Source organism: Paenibacillus sp. MMO-58, from assembly GCF_037146255.1.
Lineage (GTDB): Bacteria > Bacillota > Bacilli > Paenibacillales > Paenibacillaceae > Pristimantibacillus.
Window position 1 is genome coordinate 230,665 of record NZ_JBBCVY010000008.1, and the last position, 25,164, is coordinate 255,828.

Annotated in this window: 27 protein-coding genes; 3 read left to right on the forward strand and 24 right to left on the reverse strand. The window is 41.1% G+C overall.

Going from position 1 to position 25,164, the window contains the following annotated elements:
• Positions 1–172: 172 nt before the first annotated feature.
• The 7 genes from WFJ73_RS23115 to WFJ73_RS23145 all read right to left on the reverse strand — a co-directional run bounded on the left by WFJ73_RS23115 (position 173) and on the right by WFJ73_RS23145 (position 7,157).
• Positions 173–1,300: an AlbA family DNA-binding domain-containing protein gene (locus tag WFJ73_RS23115; RefSeq protein WP_336775318.1), complete on the reverse strand. Its 1,128-nt coding sequence runs from the start codon at positions 1,298–1,300 to the stop codon at positions 173–175.
• A gap of 464 nt (positions 1,301–1,764) precedes the next feature.
• Positions 1,765–2,451, reverse strand: coding sequence for an SOS response-associated peptidase (locus WFJ73_RS23120; protein WP_336775319.1), 687 nt, complete (start codon positions 2,449–2,451; stop codon positions 1,765–1,767).
• 75 nt (positions 2,452–2,526) lie between these two features.
• Positions 2,527–2,862 carry a YolD-like family protein gene (locus tag WFJ73_RS23125; RefSeq protein ID WP_336775320.1) on the reverse strand — a complete coding sequence of 112 codons (336 nt, stop codon included), beginning with the start codon at positions 2,860–2,862 and terminating at the stop codon, positions 2,527–2,529.
• Positions 2,859–4,103, reverse strand: coding sequence for a DNA polymerase IV (locus WFJ73_RS23130; protein WP_336775321.1), 1,245 nt, complete (start codon positions 4,101–4,103; stop codon positions 2,859–2,861). The genes WFJ73_RS23125 and WFJ73_RS23130 overlap by 4 nt, the downstream gene beginning before the upstream one ends.
• Before the next feature lie 203 nt (positions 4,104–4,306).
• Entirely contained in the window at positions 4,307–4,531 is a 225-nt protein-coding gene (locus WFJ73_RS23135; protein WP_336775322.1) for an alpha/beta-type small acid-soluble spore protein, read from the reverse strand.
• A 224-nt stretch (positions 4,532–4,755) separates the two neighbouring features.
• Complete coding sequence (locus tag WFJ73_RS23140; RefSeq protein WP_336775323.1) at positions 4,756–6,084, reverse strand: hypothetical protein; 1,329 nt, start codon at positions 6,082–6,084, stop codon at positions 4,756–4,758.
• Positions 6,085–6,635: 551 nt separating this feature from the next.
• Positions 6,636–7,157, reverse strand: a complete 522-nt coding sequence (locus tag WFJ73_RS23145) for a hypothetical protein (protein ID WP_336775324.1) — start codon at positions 7,155–7,157, stop codon at positions 6,636–6,638.
• A 430-nt stretch (positions 7,158–7,587) separates the two neighbouring features.
• Between WFJ73_RS23145 and WFJ73_RS23150 the strand changes: the two genes are divergently transcribed.
• Positions 7,588–7,719, forward strand: a complete 132-nt coding sequence (locus tag WFJ73_RS23150; protein ID WP_336775325.1) for a hypothetical protein — start codon at positions 7,588–7,590, stop codon at positions 7,717–7,719.
• A gap of 95 nt (positions 7,720–7,814) precedes the next feature.
• Positions 7,815–8,768, forward strand: coding sequence for a hypothetical protein (locus WFJ73_RS23155; RefSeq protein WP_336775326.1), 954 nt, complete (start codon positions 7,815–7,817; stop codon positions 8,766–8,768).
• A 240-nt stretch (positions 8,769–9,008) separates the two neighbouring features.
• Here WFJ73_RS23155 and WFJ73_RS23160 read toward each other — a convergent pair whose 3' ends face one another.
• The 16 genes from WFJ73_RS23160 to WFJ73_RS23235 form a co-directional block, all read right to left on the reverse strand.
• Positions 9,009–9,872 (reverse strand): ATP-dependent DNA ligase, encoded by an 864-nt coding sequence (locus WFJ73_RS23160; protein ID WP_336775327.1) that lies wholly within the window; start codon positions 9,870–9,872, stop codon positions 9,009–9,011.
• Positions 9,873–10,073: 201 nt separating this feature from the next.
• Positions 10,074–10,289: a DUF3006 domain-containing protein gene (locus WFJ73_RS23165; protein ID WP_336775328.1), complete on the reverse strand. Its 216-nt coding sequence runs from the start codon at positions 10,287–10,289 to the stop codon at positions 10,074–10,076.
• 4 nt (positions 10,290–10,293) lie between these two features.
• Complete coding sequence (locus WFJ73_RS23170) at positions 10,294–11,151, reverse strand: ComEC/Rec2 family competence protein (RefSeq protein ID WP_336775329.1); 858 nt, start codon at positions 11,149–11,151, stop codon at positions 10,294–10,296.
• Between the two features lie 171 nt (positions 11,152–11,322).
• Positions 11,323–11,784, reverse strand: coding sequence for a hypothetical protein (locus WFJ73_RS23175; protein ID WP_336775330.1), 462 nt, complete (start codon positions 11,782–11,784; stop codon positions 11,323–11,325).
• Positions 11,785–11,893: 109 nt separating this feature from the next.
• Positions 11,894–12,145 carry a type II toxin-antitoxin system HicB family antitoxin gene (locus WFJ73_RS23180; RefSeq protein WP_336775331.1) on the reverse strand — a complete coding sequence of 84 codons (252 nt, stop codon included), beginning with the start codon at positions 12,143–12,145 and terminating at the stop codon, positions 11,894–11,896.
• Between the two features lie 120 nt (positions 12,146–12,265).
• Positions 12,266–12,655 (reverse strand): hypothetical protein, encoded by a 390-nt coding sequence (locus WFJ73_RS23185; RefSeq protein WP_336775332.1) that lies wholly within the window; start codon positions 12,653–12,655, stop codon positions 12,266–12,268.
• A 44-nt stretch (positions 12,656–12,699) separates the two neighbouring features.
• Positions 12,700–13,548, reverse strand: a complete 849-nt coding sequence (locus WFJ73_RS23190; RefSeq protein WP_336775333.1) for a phosphoadenosine phosphosulfate reductase domain-containing protein — start codon at positions 13,546–13,548, stop codon at positions 12,700–12,702.
• On the reverse strand, positions 13,538–13,972 hold the full coding sequence (locus tag WFJ73_RS23195; RefSeq protein WP_336775334.1) for a hypothetical protein: 435 nt from the start codon (positions 13,970–13,972) through the stop codon (positions 13,538–13,540). The genes WFJ73_RS23190 and WFJ73_RS23195 overlap by 11 nt, the downstream gene beginning before the upstream one ends.
• Positions 13,973–14,291: 319 nt before the next feature.
• Complete coding sequence (locus tag WFJ73_RS23200; RefSeq protein ID WP_336775335.1) at positions 14,292–15,116, reverse strand: ThiF family adenylyltransferase; 825 nt, start codon at positions 15,114–15,116, stop codon at positions 14,292–14,294.
• A gap of 13 nt (positions 15,117–15,129) precedes the next feature.
• On the reverse strand, positions 15,130–16,389 hold the full coding sequence (locus tag WFJ73_RS23205) for a hypothetical protein (protein WP_336775336.1): 1,260 nt from the start codon (positions 16,387–16,389) through the stop codon (positions 15,130–15,132).
• A 33-nt stretch (positions 16,390–16,422) separates the two neighbouring features.
• On the reverse strand, positions 16,423–17,127 hold the full coding sequence (locus WFJ73_RS23210) for a hypothetical protein (protein ID WP_336775337.1): 705 nt from the start codon (positions 17,125–17,127) through the stop codon (positions 16,423–16,425).
• Positions 17,124–17,858 carry a hypothetical protein gene (locus WFJ73_RS23215; RefSeq protein ID WP_336775338.1) on the reverse strand — a complete coding sequence of 245 codons (735 nt, stop codon included), beginning with the start codon at positions 17,856–17,858 and terminating at the stop codon, positions 17,124–17,126. The genes WFJ73_RS23210 and WFJ73_RS23215 overlap by 4 nt, the downstream gene beginning before the upstream one ends.
• A 15-nt stretch (positions 17,859–17,873) precedes the next feature.
• Complete coding sequence (locus WFJ73_RS23220) at positions 17,874–18,245, reverse strand: hypothetical protein (protein WP_336775339.1); 372 nt, start codon at positions 18,243–18,245, stop codon at positions 17,874–17,876.
• Between the two features lie 396 nt (positions 18,246–18,641).
• Positions 18,642–18,968: a response regulator transcription factor gene (locus WFJ73_RS23225; protein ID WP_336775340.1), complete on the reverse strand. Its 327-nt coding sequence runs from the start codon at positions 18,966–18,968 to the stop codon at positions 18,642–18,644.
• 26 nt (positions 18,969–18,994) lie between these two features.
• The gene (locus WFJ73_RS23230) at positions 18,995–19,708 is read right to left on the reverse strand and encodes a metal-dependent hydrolase (protein WP_336775341.1); all 714 of its coding nucleotides are present in this window, start codon (positions 19,706–19,708) and stop codon (positions 18,995–18,997) included.
• A gap of 16 nt (positions 19,709–19,724) precedes the next feature.
• Complete coding sequence (locus tag WFJ73_RS23235) at positions 19,725–21,644, reverse strand: ATP-dependent DNA helicase (protein ID WP_336775342.1); 1,920 nt, start codon at positions 21,642–21,644, stop codon at positions 19,725–19,727.
• A 439-nt stretch (positions 21,645–22,083) separates the two neighbouring features.
• Here WFJ73_RS23235 and WFJ73_RS23240 point away from each other — a divergent pair, with 439 nt between their 5' ends.
• On the forward strand, positions 22,084–22,962 hold the full coding sequence (locus WFJ73_RS23240) for an SEC-C domain-containing protein (RefSeq protein ID WP_336775343.1): 879 nt from the start codon (positions 22,084–22,086) through the stop codon (positions 22,960–22,962).
• 379 nt (positions 22,963–23,341) lie between these two features.
• On the opposite strand, the gene WFJ73_RS23245 is transcribed toward WFJ73_RS23240, so the two are convergent.
• Positions 23,342–24,895 carry a DUF4365 domain-containing protein gene (locus tag WFJ73_RS23245; protein ID WP_336775344.1) on the reverse strand — a complete coding sequence of 518 codons (1,554 nt, stop codon included), beginning with the start codon at positions 24,893–24,895 and terminating at the stop codon, positions 23,342–23,344.
• Positions 24,896–25,164 lie beyond the last annotated feature (269 nt).

The following is a 25,164-nucleotide window of genomic DNA, read 5'->3' on the forward strand; positions in this document are numbered from 1 at the left end:
CTCCCATAAATTAGGTCTTATGATATAAGATTATGAGTGCATAGGAACTGTGTTGTCTAGATAATTTCCCAAAATTTTTAATACTTCTCGCTTTTTGCCCTGGTTGTGCGCAATACCGGCTTTAATTGCTTTTTCAATGCTGTTTTCAAATGTCTCCTAATGCCGACGTAGCTTAATGGTGGTTTTTTGGTCTTTCAGTAAAGCCGAAGGCGTTCCACATTACTGTCATAATCGATTCTATTGCTAAATCTATGGCTTCTTTATCAAACTTTTCAATCAGAATCTCTGGAATCTGTAATAGTTCGTCGTCAATTCTCTGAGGGGGCCCATAGTTTGGTCCGTTTATGGAACCCGCTAATCCAGTAGCGCCGACAAGGTTAACAAATAGGTAGAACGGGTCGGTTACACCGAGTTGTTCAAAATTTCGAATCTGAGTGCGTACAGATTCCTTTATATGTTGTTCAAACAGCTTTGTTGATATAAAGTCCTTTCGTTCTCCAAGTTGTCCTGACAAGTTATTAAAAGCATAATTAGAAACTTGTTCAACAATGCCGTTACGAAAAAATTGGGTATGACCTCCAGATTGATTCTCTAATAGCCGATAAAATAGCCCTTGTGCATTCACCCCAGGATTGCTCCCGCCTCCACCCATGATAGCATGGTTAATTTGTGTACGCTGTTCTACTAAAGGGTAGTTTGCTTCTAGATCAAATGCGGATACTGGAACAAAATGGACCATAGAAAACGGGGTAGGCATCCGATATGTATTGATTGTCTTTTCGATTCTCTGAAAGCGGAATCGCTCATATTGCGTCAAAAAACTTTCACGGCTGCCAAAGAGCCTGCGAAGTTCAGCAGTTCCGACCGGGAACTTCCCTGCAGACGTCCGGATTAAAAATTTGTGGTTCTGTGTTACACGGTGGGGCCCATTCCAACTCCGAGGGACTCGGACCGCTATAACATAACGTCCATTCGCTAGTTGAATCGCTCTGAAGCGGGCTTGCATAATTTGCGGATCCGTGTTGTTAAGCAGCGCTTGACTATAGCGTAATATCAGGGCGTCCGGATCATCAAGTTCAAGTCCATTAATCGCTAGAGGCACCCCAGCATTCTCCGGTATACCAATAAAGAGATCCCCTCCTTGCGTATTAGCAAACGCAACCAGCCCTTCTACCAAGGAGATGATATTCGAAATCTCCCCTTTGTACTCAAGGCGATATCCTTCAGGCGTTTGCGTATCCACCAAAAACTGCAGAGCAGCTTCGTCGATTTGATCGAAGTCCTTATTTAATGTTGTCATTTTTACATGTACCCTCCTGCCTAATGCCTAACTATATAATGAGTCTCTCGTGATTACGAACATCGCTTTAGTTGGAACAATATGTATATATTTTCGCACAAAATAAAAAACCCCGCTACGTTAAATATATCCGGGTAAGAGATACTTAAAGGGCCGCTAACCATGATATCCTCTTCAACCTGTCCAGCAGCGCGCTGCCGGCCGAATCCGGACCCGGACAGAACTAGCACAGCTACAGCGAAAAGAGCACTCTCGACTTCGAGAGTGCTCCTCCTATTTTTATGGACAATATACTGTCATCAGTAGAGGATGCAGAGCAGCATAGCAACGGACGTCGCCGGCGCGATCCCCTCGAGTGCGTGCTGCTGCACTCCGTTCGTCTCGGTCGGAGCCTCAAACCGCCGCCCTTATTTTTTGCAACTGCGCACAAAAAAAGAGAAAGGGCATTTTTCAAATGCCCTTTCTTATTTAGAATTTATAGTAACTTCTTCCTTGATCAAATCTGCGCTGGAATTTCGTACGTTTCCAATATCCTTTGATACAGGGTATTTAATCATTTCCGTATCGGGATATGCATTCAAGTAACTTAAAACCCTCTCAGTGTCAGCGATTTGGGGGTTAATCCAGTCCGCAGCACCGGCGCCAGTCAAAATTACTGGCATACGGTCATGCACAGTGGCCACGAGATCATTCGGCGTTGTTGTGATAATCGTGGAAGTTTGAATTTCATTTCCTGAATCCGGATCGTGCCAGGTATCGAATAGTCCGGCGAATCCGTAAACCCCTTTTGAAGCCAATTGGAATCGGTACGGCTGCTTACTGCCGGCTTCCTGTTTCCATTCAAAAAACCCATCACTTACGATGAGAATTCTATTCCTCTTCAATAAATGACGAAATGAAGGCTTCTTTTCGATTCCTTCCGAACGTGCGTTAATTGTCTTGTAAGCGATTTTGGCATCGTTGGCCCAGAAAGGGATTAGCCCCCATCGAAAGCCCTCCAGTACCCGCTTCCCGTCGCGCTCAATAATGCATGGGATTGTTTGGGTAGGTGCTACGTTATACCGCTTCGTATACTCATAATTCACTTCGTCAACCGAAAAGGTATCAATGATTTCATCCAGCTCGGCCGTAATCGTAAATCTCCCGCACATGTCGCATCCCTCCTGCAATATATTTACCCTGGAGCGAGGCTATTTAGTCAACTTGGCTTTTTATTATCATCTTAACTATGCTAATCTAACACTTACCAGTTCCCTAAAGTCTACCCATTCTGAGGCTCCTTCTTCTTCAACTTTAAACCTTTTCAAATGATATGCAACGTCGGATACAACACCTGTCAAAATTCTATCTCCATAGGGATCAAACAAGTGGATTTCCAATGTTTTTCTTTCATACAACGACTCACCAATGTTATTGAGAATGATTTCCCATTCATCCTCATGTAGAGTTGGTCGTTTCTTTCTAGTTAGTTCTTTCATGTGTTGATTAATTCGTTCCTTGTGTTCTGGAAGCATCATACGGCTGGATTCCCAGAGACCATTACCGCTAAGTTTCTTACTCATTTGTAATGTCCTCCTATTTTAGCAGCTCGATCAATGGCCTGACCTGCTGTTGTAAGTGAGCTTGCTCTCAAAATAGAAATCTCCCCAAATCTATCCTTTATTTCATCCATGACTTTATCAATTGCCCGTTTCTTTTCTGTATCCTCAAATAATGAAAGTTGATAAGTGTCTGCACTCGATAAATTAGACAATGCAACGCTTAGTCTTCTTACAGGCTGTCTATCCCAATGCTTGTAAAAGATCTTCTTCACCGCAGCATACACATCAAGTGTAACGTTTGTAGGATCAAGCAATTTCATCTGTCTGCTAAAGCCTGTTGGATGATCCCAATCTGCTCCACCTAACCCCATTGAGACTACAGAACCCATAAGGCCTTTCTCACGAGTTCTTCTGCATATTTGGGAGCATAAATCCAATAACACAACCTCAATCTCCCACGCCTCCCTGAAGTCCCTAGGTAAGGTCATGCCATTTCCGATCACTTTCTGATGGGCATGAGTTGTAGGAGTTACTGGAGAATCATCAATGCCGTTTGCAGTCCTCCATATCACCAAACCATTGACTCCCCATTTTTTCTGAAGTCGTTTGACAGGTGTATTGGCAAGTTCTCCAATTGTACGAATACCCATTACATACAAGTGTTTCTGCATCCTAGAACCAATACCCCACATGTCGCCTACAGGCTTATCCCATATGTGTTTATTCAACTCATCCTTTTCAAGATAGAAGATACCGCCATCAATTTTCTTGCTTATCAAATCACAGCATAGCTTCGCAGTCACCTTGTTTTCTGAAATTCCAGCTCGGGCATAGATTCCTGTTTCCATCATAATTCTATCCTGAATAGACTTAATCACAGCTTTTATCGAATTGCCAAACAAGTGCAACGTGCCTGTAATATCAATGAATAATTCATCGATACTGTATGGCTCAACCAAATCACTGTATGACTCTAAAATTTTTGTGATAAGCATTGAAGTTTCAAGATATTTTTCCATCCGAGGCCTCATCACAACTAGATCAGGACATTTCTGTAATGCTTGCCATAAAGCTTCAGCTGTAGTTACACCGTATTTCTTTGCAATTGGGCAAGCCGCTAAAATAATTCCCGATCTACGTTCTGGGTCTCCTGCAACAACGAGAGGTTTGTCTTTATATTCTGGATTCGCTGCTTTCTCAACAGAAGCATAGAACGATTGCATATCGATTAACGCTATAGTGGACTTATTCTTTTGGGTCACAGTTTCCCCTCCATAAGAACGTTTGTTTGCATGTATATGCATTATACTACGAACAAGTGTTTGATATGCAAGGTAAATTTATTCAAATCTGTTCAATTTCCGTTTAGTCAGACATCTCCATTTTTTGTTGAACTGATCCGAGAGCTAATAACAAGAAAAGGCTGCCGTTTGAGTGGGCAGCCTTCAATATTTTCTATGTTATTTTAACGGCGGAAACTTTGAGCCCCACCGCCGCTTAAGCTTTGTTCAGCAATCTCAACTAAACGACGTGTAATTGAACCACCGATTTTTCCTGCATTATAAGTAGTTAAATCACCGTTATAACCATCACGAGATAACGAAATGCCAAGTTGTGATGCAACTTCAAATTTCATTTGATCTAGAGCCTGAGCTGCCTGCGGTACCACTACAGAACTGTTCTTTGCCATAAGTAAGCCCTCCTGATGTGTTGTTTAATTGGTGCTGGAATTAATTTCTCCAACGAAAATCCATATTATACAAGGAATATATATGGGATTCTCATGTCTTGAAAAAATAAAGGATGAGACTGAAAAATTTAGCCGCGAAAATAAAGTTATAGACTTCTAGGACTTTATTTTCCCGTCCATGACAGCTGCTGTTCCGTTTCTAGGGGGCAGTCTACCTTATTTCCTCAGAACATCTCAGGCATGCTGCTACCAGGTTCTGAAATCACTTTAACGGACCAGAGCTCAGATGCAGTTTTATTCTTAAACAGAATGAAATTCTCTCTGTTTGCCTCAGATCCTTTTCCATAAATACGATGAAACTCTTTATGGTACTCCTCTTTAATAGAAAATCCTTCTATTTTCAGGAGTTGCTCATCATACCCTTCGGTTATCTTGATGCGCTCTGCCTCCGTATATTCACCTATTGTCTGATAGATCGGTAAACCTAACTTCTTTAAAACGGAATCACGTAGTATATGGAAGGGTTCAGCATGATGAACATGAAGCTTTCCGCCTCGATCTCCAGAGATGACGCATGTGTAGTTATAATATTTAAGCCATTTCTGCTTCCACTCTTTTTCACGTTCTCGTAGATAATAGTTAATTTCTGTTGTTCCACCTCTCCAAGCCAAGTTATCCTTCCCTCTTCTGACAACCTGCCGGCCTTCCTTAAAATTGAGTTTTTGCGCTACTGATATATTTTCACTTTTGCATTTTGCACATCCTCCATGACCGTTAAGGATATTGTCCGTATTCGTCATATAATCCACCTCAGGATGTTTTTGGCACTCGAATCGGAGCTTTTGATGCGCGTTTATATATTCCTGGCCATCACGAATACGAAAGCCCAATGCAAGACATTTTGTCGCCACTTCTTCTTGAGAGGAGCGCTGCCTTACACTAAGCTCCTCATTCGTGCAAAGCGGGCAACCGGAACGCTTTACGTCATCGTATGTTTTATGCTGCACTTGTTCCGGATGTCTTGGACATTTATAAGCCATTTTCGTTTTTGCATCAACGTAAAATTCATCAAGCAACACCAGTCCTTGATCTTCAAATGCCTTTTTGGCGATTATAAAATACTTTGGCCTTAGTTTCTCTGCTTTTCTTTCATTAGCACATGGACGGCATCCTTTACCCTTTAACAAATTATGATAAGTAATTGGCTTTAGTTTAGCATCCGGATGCTTTAAGCAACGATATCGAAGCGGGATTTGTGTAGAAGTAAATTCCTCTTCGGTTGTGAGCAGTTCATAATCTCTATTTTCAAATGCGGCTTTGATCTCCGCATAATTTGTTCTTCGATTATCTGCCCTCGCAATCTTTGCACAAGAATAGCAGCCGTAGCCGGATTTTAGCTTGTGATACGAGATACCAGGTTGTACCTCATAAGGATGGGCAAAACAAAAAAAGGCAAGTCTCTCCGTAGTATTACGATAATTTTCTTTTGTCGTCAGCAGCATAAGTCCTTTTTCCGAAAACCGCTTTTCAACATCCTCATATGTAATTGCCATTGACCATTCCTCCTATCCCCGTTTCCGGCTTATATATTGACCGTCTCGTGTCTTGAGAACAAGGGCCCTCGAGTCCAGCTGCTTTGATTATTTCAAATCGCTTTACTGGGCTGCCTTCGAAACAATGAACTCGTGTATACCTATCGTTCTCCTCTAAGTCCTTCTCAAGCAGCTCGAGGCGCCTTTCAAGAGGAAGGGCGGACATTCAATGACACCTACATACTTGCTTGCCATACGCCATCTTTTCGCATTAGATAAATATTATTCACGCATAAGCGATTCTTAGGTAAAAATGATATGCAAAACAGACCTCTAAATTAGAGGTCTGCATTGAACGGTTATGCGCGCCTTATAACATAACCTACAATTATTCTATTTAGAATAGATCGGAATAATACCTCTCTAGTAAAGTGCGAAGTTGAAGATATTTTTTTGTTATAGCTCAAAGGATAATCATTAAATTAAAAGCCGGCCGAATCCGGATTGGATACGACCGCTATAATTTTTTAGATCACTAGATCAAACGAGCAAACAAGCGATGATTATTCACCCTAATGCTGCGTTCTTTCAATAATTCCGAGACTCCTAGCACGATCCATGATCCCCATTAAGGTTTCTAAATCAGAAGGTGCATTTTTAGCTGCTTGTTCTTTAAGAATTAGAATTTCCTCATCTCGGTTTAAAAGTTGTGACCTCAATGCGCTTATAGTTTCTTGCTGGGTGTGTATTTGTGACTTATAGCTCTCTGCAAGCTGGAGTATGCTTGCTAAAAGATCACTAATCTCCATTATGGATTCAGGTGTCCCAGGAGTGCTAAAAGGTAAGACGTTGCCTTTCTGACGCGATTTTTTCTTCAATCTTTCTCTCTTTGCCTCATTAATAGACTCCTCAAACCTTTTACGAACATCGCCATTCCACCGAAAGCCACAAGCTGCAGCAGTTCGACCTATATTTTCTCCTACTGTTTTAAAAGCATTCAATTGAGTTTTTCCATCACGTATATAACTCAACACTATACTCGCCAGTGTTTGATCTTCGTCCGGTGTCCAAATGTCTTTCCGATTTTGAATCATGTGTATCGCCTTCCCTTGGGGGTATCATTTAGAGATAAGTATTTCCATTTTGTGTATATTAAAAACTTAGCTCCAAATTAAAGTAACAATGCGATGATAACTGATTGGTGTCCAGTGAAAATAAAGTTCTAGACTGAAAAACTTGATCTAACGGGGTTTTCGAGGATTGAATATCGTCAGACTCCGATAAATAAGTATTAGACTGACAATAATAATGACACAGCGGCGGACCAAGACTTGAAAAATAAAGTCTTAGACTCCGTTTAAGGGAGAAGTCTATATACTCGGTCTTCCCAAAAGTTCGCTGCATCGTTAGCGACACTATGCAAAGTATTCAGCAACGTAATTTGGTGTAGGATTCAGGTGTTAACGATTTTCTGATCAATTGATCGTACGAGCGTAGGATTATCGGCCGTTTACAAGGATTGCGTTGACTATCCAAAACGGCGTTGTCATCGCAGTTGTTATCGTGCTCGATGATCTGATCGATTGGATTAACGGGCTACGTATCAAAGCGATGGCAGGAGCGAGGCGGCTGCAGTGCAAGGTGAGGCTTAGCTAGTCAACGAAGGTTATGTCGCTTCGTACTCGTAACGGCGCGACTAAATAGATGCACGGTAGGGAAGATTATCATTAATAACGATTAGGAGGTCCCCTATGGGCGGATTCATTAGCGATATATTTGAGGAAACCATCGAGGCACACGTGAGTTGCCATGCGAATGGCGATGTGCAGTATACTACAGAACCTTTTGATGCACCGCCAGGGTACATCATTATTGAGATTAAATTCCACCAAGACCATAATGGGGTAGGCACCCATGCCTATCAATATACCAGCTTAGACGATTCGCGAGTGATCCGTTATGAACAGTTTATGCATGCCTTGGACGTCTTTATGGGCGGATTTTCGGAGGATGTCCAACAAAGCTATGCCTGGGTGTTTAGAGTCATGCGCGATGCCTTACTCAAACTCAATTGGGTGAACCAATACCGTATCGACTGTTCGTGTTTGACGAGTGGGCTCGATTCAGGCTCGAACATAACCGCCAAAGCCACGATTCGATACATGTACGTCGGCCAGGTTGAGACCATTATGTCAGACCTCAAGACGTGGCTGCGTCGGTATCCCCAATCGATAACGTACAGTTTTTTGGGTCGACAAAATTCCTTGCTTTATCAATGCTTATTCCACGTGGCGGTCGCCCCGCCAGGTGCTGCAAATAACCCTATCCTGCTCTTTGCTCATGAACCAAAGGCGGGGCGTACGGCGTCTACGACAAACTATCCTTGCCTCGCTCTTGATTTACCGCGTTTTCCTGAAAAAACCGAGATATACTTCAAGACGTTTCTTTGTACCGAGAGCATCAGCACCGGCGCAAGATCGGGCAAAATTGCGCTTCGAGATATGGCAAACCCCGCTACCCCGCTGGCAGAACAAGATTTCACCTATAGCGATGCCGGCCTAACCGAATACAACCTATCGATCCCTTCTATAAAAGTAAAGGGTGGGGCTCAGATCCGCGCGGAGGTTATCTGGTTCGACAACGAACTGGAAAACATCATCATAGACTTGACCAATACGACGGTTAAATGCCATTTGCAACTTTGATTCAAAAAGAAGCGATCGCTGGATCAGCGGCTCGTTTTCTTTTGAGTTATCTTCTGCAAGGACATAGGTTTTCGGTGTGCACGTAGGAGTTGATGTAGATATGAATTCGGAGATATGTCTCAGCTCATCTTATCCTCACAGAACAATTGGCATCTTCAAGTACGGATCCCTCCTCTTCTAGAAAGCTTTCGGGCTAATTAAGCAACAGAAAAAGGAGGCAAATAGTTTGCCTCCTTTTCTTTAATTAATAACAGACTCAAGCACTGGGAGTCTCATTAGCCCTGATTTATAAAAGCCTCTATGTTTCACCCTACACAAGATCTCGGGTTTAACGAACACAAACTGCTTATTCTCATTGAAACGTCTTAGACGCGGCCATACAGCTTTTCGGAGCGGTCCAGTGATCCCAAGTTCCATTGTTCCTAAAGGTTTAATACGCTCTCCCTCTAATCCACCAATTAACCATGCGCCGGATTGCTTTGAATAGCCCGTGATCACCACATCTGAATAATCATAGTTAATTACTTTTTGCCATGACCAAGATCGGATCGCTTTCGAACCTGGCGCACATGGTTGAATGCTCGTCTCATAGCGGCTTTCACGTTTTTTCAGTACAATGCCTTCAAGACCAGCTGCTTTCACGATATCAAATAGTTGTGTCGAGCTGCCGTTCAAAATCCGCATCCTGGAGTAATATTCGGTTTCAATTAATTCATCCTCTAATAGTGCAAGTCGCTGCTCGAGTGGCAGATTGGTAACCCGCTGTCCACGGTAATAGAGGATATCAAATGCACAAAAAAGAATGTGATGCTTCGATTTTTGGGATTGGAATCGTGCCATACATGCCTCGAAGTCAGGATGGCCTTTCTCATCCGTTACAATTAGCTCCCCGTCCAAAATAGTGCCTTTACTGATTGGAGGGTTGTGAAGCTCAGGGAAGCGGGCTGTGACGTCCATATTCTTTGTATATAGCTTTAAACTATCCATATTCGATACAAGTAACCGAATCCCATCTAATTTTAGGCTTGCAAGGTAATCAGGATGATCAAACGGCTCGTTGTTAATGGCATATTGAAGTAGCATTGGCGGATAAAATGAATTCATAATAATCACCCGTATTAATGGTAACATTGATCGTTTAGGTGATGTAATGGGAGTTACTGGCGCAAAAATTGCTGAGGGATATCCCCCAGCAATGATTTAATTGAAAATATGAAATATCTAAGAGCTCTTCATACTGTTCCCATTCTGTATCATATTAATCCCGGATCATACTTAATTACAATGTCCGTCTTAGTGACTACCTCACTCGAATAATTCGTCCATTAATGCATCAATTTCTTTGCGCAGCTTCTTAGTTGCCTCCTTATCAATACGGAAGGTCCCGTCGGCTTCGATGATGATTGCATCACCAACACGAGCCTTCTTGGGTAATAGCGCTTTAGCAACATCGATGGTATCACCATCCACCTCAATAACAGCGAGATCACCTTCGAACCGATCGATTACACCGCGTTTCATTGCATCACTTCTCCGTTTTTACTGTAATTTTTGTTCCATCACTTACAAATGTGATAATGCCGCTCTTGTCCGTACGATAAACGGTAGCCTTAGCGGTTTTCAGCGTATTTAACGTTGTTGCCGTTGGGTGACCGTAACTGTTCTTAGCACCCACACTGATGACTGCGTATTTTGGAGCGACTGCCTTAATGAAGGCTGTCGACGAGCTGGTATCCGATCCGTGGTGGCCAACCTTTAATACGTCTGATTTTAACGTGGTTTTTGAAGAGATCATATCAGCCTCTGACTTCTGTTCCGCATCACCGGTGAACAAGAACGAGTTTTTACCGTTCACCACGCGCAGCACGGCGCTCCAGTCGTTAAGATCACTCTTCGCGTATTCTTTGGTAGGGCCAACGAAAGTAGCTGTAATTCCTTTTAGAGGCAGTTTAACACCGGCTTTTGCTTCTTTGATCGTCAACTTTTCATTTTTAACCGCGGTAAGGAAGTCCTTGAAAGTCTGCGTTGTATGGGACACTTTTGGTGCGTAAACGGATTCTACCTTAAAAGCGCTGAGAATTGTGTCCAAGCCACCACAGTGGTCAGCATCCGGGTGCGTTGAAATCATAATTTCGATATCATCAACACCGAGCTTCTTCAAATCGTCAACGACAGTGTCACCATATTTATTGTTACCCCCATCAATGAGGATATCGTCACCATTTGGTGTTTTGATGTAAGTTGCGTCGCCTTGGCCTACATCGAGAAAATACACGGAGAGCTTACCTTTTTCAGGTTTGGTAGGTGCAGCTGCATATGCTGGAGATGCAAAAATAGATGCGAACAGTGTGGTTGCGAGCGTAAGAGTGCGTAATTTTTTCATTGGTATTTTTATGACCTCTCTTTTGGTATTTCTTCCATTTTACTATGTTGATGGAAATTTTCCTATTAGATAATATCTATGCATCCGAATGTCTATAATAAAAAAGCTCCTATATTAAGCCTGGAGCATCGGCATTGAAAAGCACATGGGTCATATGATGAAATGTATTTTCTAGCTTACTTTGGATGGTTCTACTGGTGGGATCGCATGAAGATCATTTTGATGGTTTGGTTGCTGCTCAACTTCTCTTTCTTTCTCTTTAATCACATCATCAATTATGCTTACATAAGAAGAATATTCAAAGATTTCATCGTTTCTTTTACTTTTACCAAGTAAATAGAAGGCCATAATGAAGACTAAAATGCCAATGGCACAAGAGTAAACGATCTTTGCAGTTACTAAATCCGGTTGTTTCCCATCAAAAGATTGAATGATAAAACCGCAGACAGCTACTATCAACGCAAACAAACCTGAGATAAAAGCAAATGTGTTTATTTTTACATTAAGGTGATCCCTTTTTCCTGTGTACAAAGCTTTATGAGTTTTAAGAAGATTGAGATCCATTTTTCTGAACTCTGCTGTCTTTTCTGTTAATACTACTATTTGGTCCTCTATCGACATTTTCTTCTTCATCAATATAACCCCTCACGATTGGTGTAGTTAATAAAACAGGAGCACTCGCTTTGTGAGGCCCCTGTTCTTCCTATATTTTCTATTACGTACACCCGTTCGATAAGTTCCATTAGAACACGACAGGAATCGGAATTTCGAGGGATTCCATAAAAGCCGTATTATCATCTGGTAACTGCGTTTGACCTTTGCGGGAGCGGGACTCTAACTCCATTGAAATAAGGTCAGTAACATTCTTCCTCACCTCTTCTAGTGTTTCTCCTTGCGCACCAAGACGTAGAGCGGGCACGTATGCAGTAAAATCACCAGCTACTTTATCTTCTTCGATCAATACTTGAAATGTAATATTGTTTTGGTTTTCCATAGAAAAATTCCTCCTAGAATGTGTAGTTTGGGTAATAAGCAGGCTGCAAGGGGAACGGGCAACCTAATCGGACAACCGAATATGCCACAGGGCTTATTCCATTGTCCTCAAGGTGTCCGTTCATCCAACGGATTGGATCAGATGAGCAGCCAGATCTTTCTGTTTGTGATACTCGTAAACACGGTAAAGTTGACCGGCAAAAACATCGATCACATAAAGACGATTTTTGCTGTTTTCTTTGTTAGTTTCTACATTGTTATCTAGCCATTCACGTTGAAAGGCTAGAACTTCGTTTATATCATTTAAGGAAAAGAGATGTGTTCCGCTATCGTAGACGTACCAAGCAAATATTCCTGGTTTCTCGAAGCGTGCTAACACGTGGCAATCATTTGTTTCAAAATCAGCATGAAACTTAGGATTTGCAACTATCGTGTGAACGATATTACGCATCTTTGCTATTAAGTCAGGAAGTTCGGTGTTCACAGTACGTTCCGTGAATTTAATCTTCATATTTAAATCAACCTCCAAGTTAACTTTTCTATTCGAGAAGTCCTTTATATAAAGAGTGATATTTGATCTTCGTTAATAAAGGAAGCAAGTGAATGAGAAGCGCCATTCTTACTCTTCATGGTATGTCCGAGTTCACGTTCCATTTGTTTTAGGTACTCCCAGTCATCCGGGAATAATTTGGACGTGTGCTGCATTTCTGCAGAGGTATTAAAGATGCAGAATTTGCAGGAGCAGCGGGACACCCATTGATAGCAAGGATGTAATTCGATTCCATAATCGGCAATCAGCTGACGAACTTGTATTTTCAGCATATCTTTAATCGGCTTTAGCCAATGAACGATTCGATCCTTTCTGCCCGTTGCTTGAGCGGAGTGAATCTGAAATACATTCTTTGCGGCCCGTTCGGTTGATTCTTCCGATCGCTCGCCGGTTAAAAGTAATATTTTACAATCGTTAAACTGACGTACCCACTTTGCGTAAACATCTCGTTTCTGATAAGAGGTACAGAAGCGGCATTTTGAGTCAGGAAACATCCCTCTACTCCGGATCCTTTCTTCCAAGCTCATATCGCCCCAAATCGTCACCAATGGAAGATCGAGCGCTTTGCTCAAGTATTCCAGGTAGTCATCGGTTTGCGGCCAATCAAATAACTGGCGCTTGGATTTATCGTTTGGATCGCCATCAACACGCATATGAACGAGTGTGATTTTCTCTTTGGGAATACGATAACCGTACAATGCCACTAATGCAGTAGCTACGCTATCAGCTCCTCCGGAAACATTCACATGAACTTGATCATATTCATTGATCGGGAGCATGCCTTCCGGCAACTCGGGTAAAACATAAGCTTCAGCACTTACATTTTTGTACCAATCTACAAGATTAACCGACATGGGCTGCTACCTCCTGATCTTTAAAATCAAAAAGGTAATCACAGAATCCATCGGTCTGCTGCAGCTGAAGGATAAAGGCTCCTTCTGGCGTAAATAATAGCCCGCCATTCCCTTGTGTATGATTAAACGTCATATTCACCTTGTCATACTGCAATCGGTCTCCTGCTCGTTTTAGAGCATCCTGTAGGGCCAGATGATTATCCGATAATGCAGCATCTTCCTTGCAAAAGTATGTAACCTGGTGTGATCGCGCTGTTACCCATCCTCGAGGGTTACTTTTCCGAGTAGGCTTAACCTCAGTCTCCCAAGGCCCTTGGACGATAACGTAATGCCCTTGATAGCAACAGGATTTAACATGAATACTCCAGCAGTCTTTTTGCAGGTAATAGTGAATAAGAGTTTTGTATCCATTAGAAGCTGCCATATGAATAATACCTCCTTGGAATTTAAGGCACAAAAATAGCCATAGAAACACAAAAAGACACCAATTCAGGGTGTCTAGCGTCTCCATGGCTAAATAAGCCTTATATATGAATACCAGTAAATAAATAGCATAATCTGGTGTACTTGATCTTTGTCGAAATAGTAGCGACAAAGAAAAGAAAAATGCATTTGCTTCGTAATAACACCATATTATTACAAATCATTAATGCCGTCAATGAAAAATTGAGACTTTTGACCCTTCTTCTCTTACTGAATAATAAAATAAAGCAGAGAAGCTGTGCCTCTCTGCTTTTTAAACGTTACTTCGTCTCATCGACATACGTAGGACGTGAAAGCATTGTCCTAGCATTAAAGTTTACTACATTCACAAGAATACTATTTGAAGAAAAAAGTTCATTTACTATTGTCGAAATCTGCAAGGCTGCATTTTCATTTGCTATCATGCGCTGTGGTTGATATGGTTCAAGACCACAGTTATGAGAAGGCGGGATTGCATCTTTCACATCTATTGGATAAACCTCATTAAGTGGAGGAAGGAGCACCTTCCCATTTTTCTTCAAGCCAATGACCACTTGTCCAGAATATCCACTCTCAATATGTTCCTGTTGCTCGTCCGCTGTCCATTCTTCCGGAGAGCGGTCACCGGAAGGTACATAGACACCTTCAATGCCGGCGTCGATATATATGATATCGTCAGACTTTTGAAAGTAATCATCCATGATCTTCCGTGAAAATCCATTATCCACGGCACCAATCAACACCTTTTGAATGTGTTGGCCTTGTTTATGCATATAATCCGTTTGGTTAAACAAATTTTCTAGTTGCTCAACAGATTCAATATACGAATCTGAATAGGAGCCGATTCTTAAACCATACGTTGCACCATACCGGTTAGCAAGCACTTCACTCTTTTTCTTAGCAAGGTCCTGCTTTACGAACGGCTGCCTAAGCAGGTTCTTTTCTTCAATTTGATCCGGATCGGCTAACATTAGATAGCTTGGCACATGTGTAAAGGCATGCATCATCTTGGTAATCCGTTGAACTGCATACCCGCCGTTTCCGCCGCAGCCAACCATTACGATGTAATAGAGAATTTGTTTGTGATATTTAAGTAAATTGATCAAGGGATGAGACCTCCTAATTACCTTTTCCGATTTTAACGTTTTGCTGCCAATCACTAGGGTAAGGAACAGGAGTTATCGGACCATCCGACAGCTCGGCAAAGATGATTCCTGGCTCAATTGGAATAAATCGACCGGCAACACCTGCCCGAGTTAACATATCGAAAGAGATTCCACTATCGATATACTGCATTCTCCCGGCTACACCATAAAGCATTGTGGCAACCTCATCTTTGTCATCAATAGAACTAAAATATGCCCGCATGGTATTGTGTGAATGGAGCTCGCAGACTTTTATATAATGTTGCGGAAACTCGCTGTAACGGGCATCTACAGAGACTTTGGTGACGTATTGTTGAGGAACATCTAAAATGTATCGGTTGCGTATAGAATCCCAATAAAACGCACCCATTACTTCAACATCCTGGTCAGAATAATCAGCAAAAAATGTGATCAACTGACATAACATTGCTTTTGGTATTTTAGGCAGGTTCATTTTAAATGCTTCGCGGCATGCTTCCAGCTCATCGACCTGATCGAGCTTGGAAACAAAAACACCGATCGCATTTTCACGAACCTCAAAATAACCATTTCGTGCGGCCAGGATATTAATAGGTTGTTTATTTTCTGCAAGATCCTTGGAGCGGAAAAAGAAACCTTTCAGCCCTTGGCTGAAGAAGGAGCCCTTTTTGCCCCCTGTTACCATAGGACAGATAATATTCTTACTCTTATCCCATTCCATTTTGGTGCGTTGCTTAGACAATTCCGGAAAATCTTTCTCTAAGCGTTTACGCACATCTTCAAGAGTGAGGTTGGCCAGATCATCCATGAAATACTTGGTTATCGGCAAAGACATGCCCGAATAACAAATGTACGTCGTTTGATTAAAGACCGGCTTTTCCTCTTCTTTCTTTCCTTTAGCGGTAGAATTACTGGTAGCAATCGATGACTTGCCGGCAAGTTCTGCTTTATTTGCAGCAGATTCATCCTCGATCGGTTCATCGCTCATTGCATCTCTATCTTCGTCGTCTTCTCCCGGCTCCTCTGTCTCACAACTATCGTTATCCTTAACTGTACTCGTTTGATCGATATGCGTTCCCCGTCTTGAAGAAAAAGAAACAACATTTGTCTCTTTACCATTCGGATCTTCTGAAGTTGATTCTGTTACTACAGAAGGGCTTACAGGAGCGGGCTCTGCTTTATCGCTAGTCGTACCAGTGGAAAATGAAGAAGAGTCACCAAAATAAGTAAACAAATCATAATTATCATTAGACATATCGATTACCTCCAGTTAATTTTATAAGAAATACTAATTACCAGTTATTTGATCAATCCAAGATTTAAGTGTTAAACCACTCGGTTTTAAGATCGAATCCGGAAAAGCTAATCCTGTTAAGGAATTCGTCAATTCCCGATACGTCAAACCACTTAAGTTGGCAGAAGAATAGTAGCTATCTGAGTTAGGCGTGTTGAAGAATAGCTCAGGAATCGTTGACAGTTGAGAGATGTGATTCAGCCTTGGTAAGGTAGTCCCGCCCCAGCAAACTCGATAATCAACCGAGTTATTTACATTGGTATAGGGGTAGAAATATACTTTAGCCTCATCTGAAACGATCGTATCACTCTCTAACGCAGCTACCATTACATCTGTAATCTTGAATTGTTCTTGCTCTGCATATAACTTGAATCCAAAGAGAAGCCGCGGAAAAGGAACAGCCTTTATTTCAGCTTCGTGATAGAAGGCCTTCCGTGTTTGCGCAGGCATTTCAATAACGCAGAAACGCATTCCAGGTCCCTCTGCATAAAAAAGAGCATTTCGAGGTAGGATAGGTGTCCTGTTATTTATTGTTCCCATTGAGAGAAGAATAGCTTGTACGACACTCTCACTTGAGTATTGGCCCGATGCCATTCGTACTCCGTTCGAATACTCTTCAATGACCGGTAAACTATGTTCTGCAAGAGTAATCACCATTTTTATACCGGTTTCCATTTTTTGATCAACCTTATTTGTCATGCTGCCTCTTCCCCTTTATCAATCTGATTATCCTTATGGTCTATAAAAGTGCTGAACAACTGGGACATCGTGTCATAAGTTAGTGCAGCATCCGCTTCTACATCAAGCTTTAGCTGCGCATTAATCAAATGACAAATAACATGTTCCTGTTCATCAAGCGGTACTTCGATCTTTACACCGAAGTGGTCATAGACGGTTTTAAGTAGGACGAGATTCTTCAAATTTTGAATAAGTCTCATCTTTCTTTTTTGAATTTCCATTAAAACTTCATTTCTAACAGCAGCAAGACACTGAAGTTTTTCTGAATAAATGCCATAGGACTCCGTTAGCGTAAAGTGAATACAGTTTTCAGCTATGAATCCTTCCATCTCAAATTCACAAAAATAGTCGTCTGAATGACCCATTAGTGCATTCAGTCGATTTACAATGTGGTCTTTCTCTGACGGAGAGATTAATCTGAAAAACTCAAGCAGTTCCGGAAAAACTAAACGGTAAGTTGTGACAGGCATACCTTCTTCATTTTCCCCTTCATGCATAGTGAGCTCTTCAAACATGAGCTTTAAACAGTTTTCAAAAACGGATCCTTGGTAGCCAAACTCATACACATAATACGTAATCGGATTTGTCTTCACATCGCAGCCAGCATCATGTGCAATCTTGACCATCACCATTCCATCATAAACCGCTTGCATCTGATAAACCTGTTCAGCACACAAATACGATTTTTCCAATTACCTCACGCTCCCTTAAAAAAAATCGCCCTCATCTATAGGAAGAGGGGGAATCTTTTTCAATTTTAGAATCGCCTCACAAGAATGAAGAAATTGATGAATCGCGTTTTTCTCATTTGGAAATGTCGCCATCCGCTTTCTCTCCTCACTCCAACTCTCCATACCACTTAGGTCGATGTCATCGACAGCTTCTGAATCTACATAGCCTAAAGCATGGTCGAGTGCTTGTTTGGCTTCCTGTAAAGTAAATGAGCCCCAATCCACTGAACTGCTTTTGGTATAATTGTGCGCAGCATCAATAGCACGGAAAAGACCATCTGAATAAGGCGATTCTTCCGTCGAGATAGGTTCTAAGTTTGATTTAAAGGTCTCCAAATTAAGGTGCATCTTTCTAACTTCCTCCTCTTTTTTGGACACAAAAAAACCGGAAAACAAAAAAAGCACGCCTAAATAGGCATACTAATGTTTTCCGGTAGATTTACATCCTAATTTGAATTTGACAGCAATAAGCCGACATAACTTGCTCTTCATCGAATAAGTAACGACGAAGATAATAAATAAAAGAATAACGTAATGTTAGTAGTATAGCATAGAAAATGCCCGTTATAAAGGAAAAAGCGCCCAGATGAAGCGGGCGCTTTTTATTAAGATGGTAAGGGTTTGGATTGTGGTTTTAGATTAGTAGTAGCTGGCGGATTAATACTATATTGTCTCGCAATGGCCTGCAGTTCTTGATTACGCAGCTGCGGATCAGTGATACCTTTTGCTTCCGCTACTCTTTTATTAGACTGAAAAAGCAATCCCATTCTTACGTCGTCCTTTCTGCTTGTTCTCATGACCAAGGACGAATACCGGCAGTAAAGTCTCTCGGAATACTACAGCCTGAATTTCTCTACTCGAGTGAGCATTTAATTTTGCTTGCAAGTTCGAGATGTGATTTTTGATTGTTTTCTCTGCAATCCCAAGAGTATCTGCTAACTCACGATTGCTACCACCTTTTATAGATAACGCCACCAGTACATCCAGTTCTCGATTGGTTAAGGAAAACTTCTGTTTAATCGTTAAATAGAAATTTTTAATGAGCTGGTTATTAATTAGATCTAAATACATATAAATCCCCTTTCGATGTGAATCCGCTATAGCTCAAGATGTTGGATGAATACGGACCATACAGCAACGATCGTGAGAGCTATGAAGACACCTTCTACAATGGAGCCTTTCCATGTACCAGTACTCATCAAATCAATGCGTAAGCGCCATTTAAAAGGCGGGAGTGGTCTAATACCATGATTAGTAAGTGAATCTGCGAGTAAGTGGAGCATGTAGGATAGGCCGCCGGCTAACCAAATATTTTGATCATAGGATTCTAAAGTAAAGTATAGGATCCCTGCCCATACCAGTAACCCGTAAACCGTATGTGTAAGTCCACGATGTGGCAGAAGTGCGCAGACAATTAACAAACTTCCTATAATGTAGCACCACGGCACAAATAATGGTGCGAATGCAATTAAACAACCTCCTATGACGATCATTACAACCTTACGCATGGAACGGAATGGCAAGAATGCAAGTAGTCCCGTTAAAGCCGCGATAACCATATTCCAAGGCGTAAAGGCTTGTCCGAAGAAGAATACTGCGAGACTAAGCAACACCAGTAATCCTTGAAGATATTGTAGAAAATTCTTAGGAAGCGCACGAGAAACAAGCAAAGAATTGGGCTCGTCGATATCTGGTAAGAGAGCGCTTATAGCCGTGACAGCGATGAGAGGCAGCGTAATCGACTGGCCAGTCAAGCCAAGGACAGAAAGTGTAAGACCTGTGCTAATAACTAAGTGGGATTTTCCCATCATAACGAATCGTCTCCTTTTAGGTTGGTAGAATGTAGATCATATCGTCAACGGTATCGGAATACTTACACTTTGGAAGACTCTTGATGATCATTTTTCCATACCGTTTTGTACGAATTCGATTGTCTAAAATAATGACAGCGCCTTGACAATAAATGGAACGATTAAGCCTGCCAAACCCCTGCTTAAGCTTAATCATCATTTTAGGGAACATGAAATCAAAGAAACTACTTCTATTGGCCTTCTCAATTAAGGAAATTTGTGCCTGCATAAGAGGCTCATTCGGCATCGGAAACGGTAGCTTAGGGATAACGAGCGTTGTTAAGGCATCGCCGGCAACGTCTACACCAGTCCAGAAGCTAGTACATCCAAAGACAATGGTCCGTGGATTCGTCTTTAACTGATGAACGATCTTCTCACGATCACAGCCTGGAAATTGGGTAAGTAGATGATACCCACGTTCTTCACAATGTCTTTGAAAACCCTTAGCTACCGTGTTCATTGTATCGAAGCTTGTAAAAAGTACTAACATACGTCCGCCGGAGAACATAAGGATCTCTTCAAGTTTTTCTGCGGTATATGAGATAAATGCAGGGCTATCTGGATTAGGTGCATCACTCGGACAGATAATCATCGTTTTGTTCTCGTAATCAAATGGGCTACCAACCATCACACTGTCATAATCCTTAACCCCTACCCTGCCGGCAAAAAATGAAAATGTGCCGTTCGTTGACATGGTGGCACTAGCGAGTATCACGGGAACTTGGTCAAACAGTCCGTAAGCAAGAACAACTTTTGGAAAGAGCGGAGCTGCATGCAAGGTAACGGATCCTCTATCCTTGACTGTGACCCAATACCCCCAAGACTTCTTTTCATTCTCTCCGATAAAATCCAGGTTATCGTTTCCTTCAAAGAGCCGGTCAAGGACATCGGAAATGCCGCGGATATTAAGACTTTTTGTTCTTTCGATGAAGGCGGTCATAGCCTGGCAGCATTCATAGACATCGATTTTGTTATCCAGTAATTTAAAGGCTTCGTTGTTCATACCGAGAGCGATTTTTCCGTATAATTCGTCGAGCTTCATTTGAAAATCCTGTCGCAGCTGCGTGAGTTCGATTTGCGTACCTTGATCGAGATCAGCAAAAGATTCCTTCTTGAATAGAAATTCAAAGAGTTTCTCAAACTGCTCAATAGACACCTGTTTCTCAAAGATATTGCCCACAGTATCTTCTATCTCATGAGCTTCATCAAAGATAACGGCGTCGTAGGCAGGAAGTGATCCATTCCCCGTCTTCTTACGCATAATTAGATCGCTGAAGAAGAAAGCATGGTTTGTGACGATGATGTGAGCCTTTTGCATTTTCTCTTTCAAATCTTCAAGCATGCAGTTATCTGGCTTTTTAAGGGCAGGACAATTGGAGGCGGATATTTTACTCCATAGTCGATCATCAACATCAAAACCAAGCTCTGTACGATCAGCTATTCCTTCTTGACTAACCTTTCTTGAGATGCGCTGTATCATTTTTGATTCCTCGTTGTTGTTGCGAAGGGTATCCTGCCATAAGGCTTCCAATTTAGTTTGGCAAATGTAGTGTGCCTTACCTTTAACGAGCTGATATTTCAGCTTTTGATTCTCCATTTTCATAATTTGAGCAACACGCGGCAGCTCCTCGTTAACTATCTGTGTCATGAGCGGAATCGTATGTGTACAGATGATCACGGTTTTATTATTACTCACGGCCCACTTCGCTGCAGGTATCAAATAGCCAAGGGATTTACCGGTTCCTGTGCCGGCCTCTGCAAGTAAATGTCTTCCTTGCTCAAGAGCATTACCTACCTTGGTTGAAATCAGTATCTGTGGCGATCGAGGGCTATATCCTTTAACAAGCTTGGCAAGATGACCACCATCGCCGAGAGCCCTATGAATAAAGTCTTCCAAGATGTCGCCTCCTGTTAATATGTATATATGTATATATACATATTAATATATATACATCAAAACTCCAAGTCATATTATTCACCCATTTCTTTAACCACGGTCAACCATTCTGACGACACGAATGTCAGTTCATAAACGACACAAATGTGAATGCCTGAATAAATAAGACAATAAAATGCAATAAAACAAGTAGCCGATCAAAGTTCAGTTGCTTGCTGCCAGTGTTCCCTTTATAAATTCTTTTGGTTGATCTTAAACCAATATTTAAATGTCATCCACGTCATTTTCTTTTTGTTCGGTAACTATTTCAATACTCGGATGCCGACACTTATAGGCGGAGTGATCGACTACAACATTAATTGGAAAACGATAAGGCGGCATTATTTTTATTTCCAGTTAGTAAGATAACCTATGGTCTTAATTTGTAAAGGGGGATCTTATGGTTAAAGAACTGGGGCGTAATGATCTATGTATTTGCGGTAGTGGAAAGAAATACAAGATATGTTGCTTAAATAAAGAATTTCAAACATTCCAATATAATAATGAATTTGAACGAATCAAAAATGATTTTATTTCTCATTCTATACCCATCGATACACCTGGGTTCTATAGTCACCCCAAATTCATTGCAATTGAATCTCGGAACCCTGAATATTTAGTGGAATATGCAAAGTTCGTTAGAGACCAGCCTTACACGGAGGAATATTTCGAAGTCGCAAGAAAAGAGATCCCTCGTATATTTGCGTTTTTACATGCGGAACTTGTGAAAGATGGTGCTAAAGGCAAATGTCTTCAAATGACCTGGTTGTTGGGTAAAATGTTAGAGATGCATGGTTTTTGGAACTATGGTATAAGAGGGGCATTTAAGATTGATCATTCTTCATACACACCTACCTACTTTAGACCGATTGGGTTCAATGAACAATGGTTGGGAGGACATACTTGGATTGTGGCACCTCCATTTACTATATTGGATCTTACCGTTAATCAACAATTGTATGAAAATAGAGAAAGTGAATATCTTCCTGATTACGTTATTACAGAATCATTAAATACAGCAGATGTAAAAGTCGAAGATATCTTCAGAAAAGAATTTAACAGAGGTAATCCACTCGCTAATATTGCAAAAGTTAGACCCGATATCTCACAATTTATAGAACATTTCCATACAAGAATAATTGATCACAACGAAACTTCGCTGAAATATACTGCGTTACAAATAATACCTCAGTTCGAATATGAGTTTGCAGAAAGTACGTTTTATTTGAATGGAAGAAGCATAAAGGAAATATATCGAACAGTAGAACAAAGTAAATAAACATAGGCGTGTTTACTGCTGCACGGATAAATTAAAGCATTGTTAATCACCGGAATGCTACAAAATTTGTGTCGTTTGGATACAAAGAACTCACTTTTGTGTCCTTAGATTCAACCATTCTAACGACATAAATGTTCCTACAAAAATCATTTAGAGAGCGGGATTCGTCCCTTATACAAATATAAAGTTAATCAGCAAAGATTGACCTGCTACTCTACCGTTTCTTGTCTTTCCTTATTTCGCAGCTGAAGCGGGTCTGAGGAATAATGAGAACTGGCCACTGACACGCTTCTTCAGAAGATTGTTTTGCAGCAAGTTTTAATACAAATTAGGGTTATCGTAAGCATTCACGATAACCCAGTGTTTGGATCTTATATAGTTAATTTATAAATGCTAAACCTTCATTCAAAGGATTCTTTATTGATTCCGGCTCTTGATAGCCTGAATAAATAATTGCGACTTTATCAGGTATTACTAGTAGAGCGGGTCCATTAAAACCAGGAATCTCTATTGGTGTACACGAAATGACAATTGGATTTTTAGCTGACTTGACTCCAACTATCTGATCGGGGGTTTCACTATACAATACTTCGCCGTCATATTTTATTTTCAGTAGAAATTGACCCTCAGGCAAAGTAACAATAAACGGACATACCATCACTGTCTTCATAACCCTATAAACGGAAATGTCAATGTCCTCATTTCCGACAACAAATCCGATTATTGATTTTGTCTTTTGTACGAATTGGTTGATAATCAGATACGTACAAGCAATATCCCGCTCCTGCAAGTGTCTCAACTGAACAATAGGTTCTATATCGAGCTTGTTGTAGATGTTGGGGATGACTTTAATAATTTCAGTGATTTGAAGAAGGTCCGGCCAATAGTCAACAAACGAAAATTCCGCATTACTAAGCGAACTCTTTATGGTGTCGCCAGGTCTCATTCTGCCTAGAAAGAGCACAATATCGGGATGCTCAAACAGACTATTTGCATTCTTTTCAGAGAAAATAATTTCCATGTGGTGGTGATAGTGATCATCATCCCCCCTTCTTCTCTGCGAAAAGACTAGGCTTAACCCACTCGGATGATAATATGCCATTTCGTCTCCAAACCATCTAAACTCCCAATTACAGGACATTACTTCTCTTCCATTGCGGCATAATGACAACTGAACTACATCATTATGGATGGGAGCAACAAGTGAAGCGTGATCGGCTATGTCGTCAAGATTAGCAGAGACATCTTTAAATGCGTCACGAGGTAGTTCCAACTTATCGAGATCATGTGCAAGGAAAGATACTCTGACATGTGGAAATAGCGCATGAGTTTTCTCAAAGAGGTTTTCTAATTGGTCAACTTCAACAATTGCAATGCTGCCATCTTCCGTTTGGTGTATATCAAGGCGAGTCTTCCCAATTATTTTTTCAAGGCCAAGGCGTGCCTTCATTAAACCCAGCTTGTTTTGATACTTGCGTGTATTAACAAGAGTAAGCTGCTCTGTAAAATTGTCGGGATCTTTACTCATTATTTTGCTATTTAGACTTAAAGACTTCTTCCCTTTCATTAGCCTATCATGGAACATTGTTATTAAATCTTCGTCAAGGAAGCGATGATAAACTTCTTTTGTATTCACATTAACCAGGATGAATACAAGTGGTTGTGAAGTTTTTAAACTGAATTCCAGATCAGATTGTTCCAGTGTTGCGGTCGGGTTCGGATAAGATGAGCTCTTTACGTTAGCCATAAGGAACTCTGCTACTATTGACCTTTTGCTTCCAAAGGTTTCACCGACGATCTGGCAATTGAAGTCTATACCATAGTCAGACCCCACTTTGTTTGGTATGAGATTAAGCTTTTCCCTTGCGTGCAAGTTAAAAATGGCCTCTCCCAGCTCCCCAATTTGTTGACTTCCATTCTGATATTTAGTCACATTGTTTCCCCCCGTATCCCATTAGTTTCATTTCCTTAGACAAGCCCAATTGTAATATCTCTGAATTAAGTAAACTGGACTAATGTGATGTCTCATTTGTACTGCTTATGTATCTCTTATACGGAATCATTAGGATAATGTTAATAGTTCAAACAAGAATTTAAATAAAAATTTTACTTCTAAAAAAGTAGGAACATTTGTGTCGTTAAAAATCAACATTGAGCTCAAATGAAAAACGGCTGCGGCCATTCATTAATTAGTTGCATGAG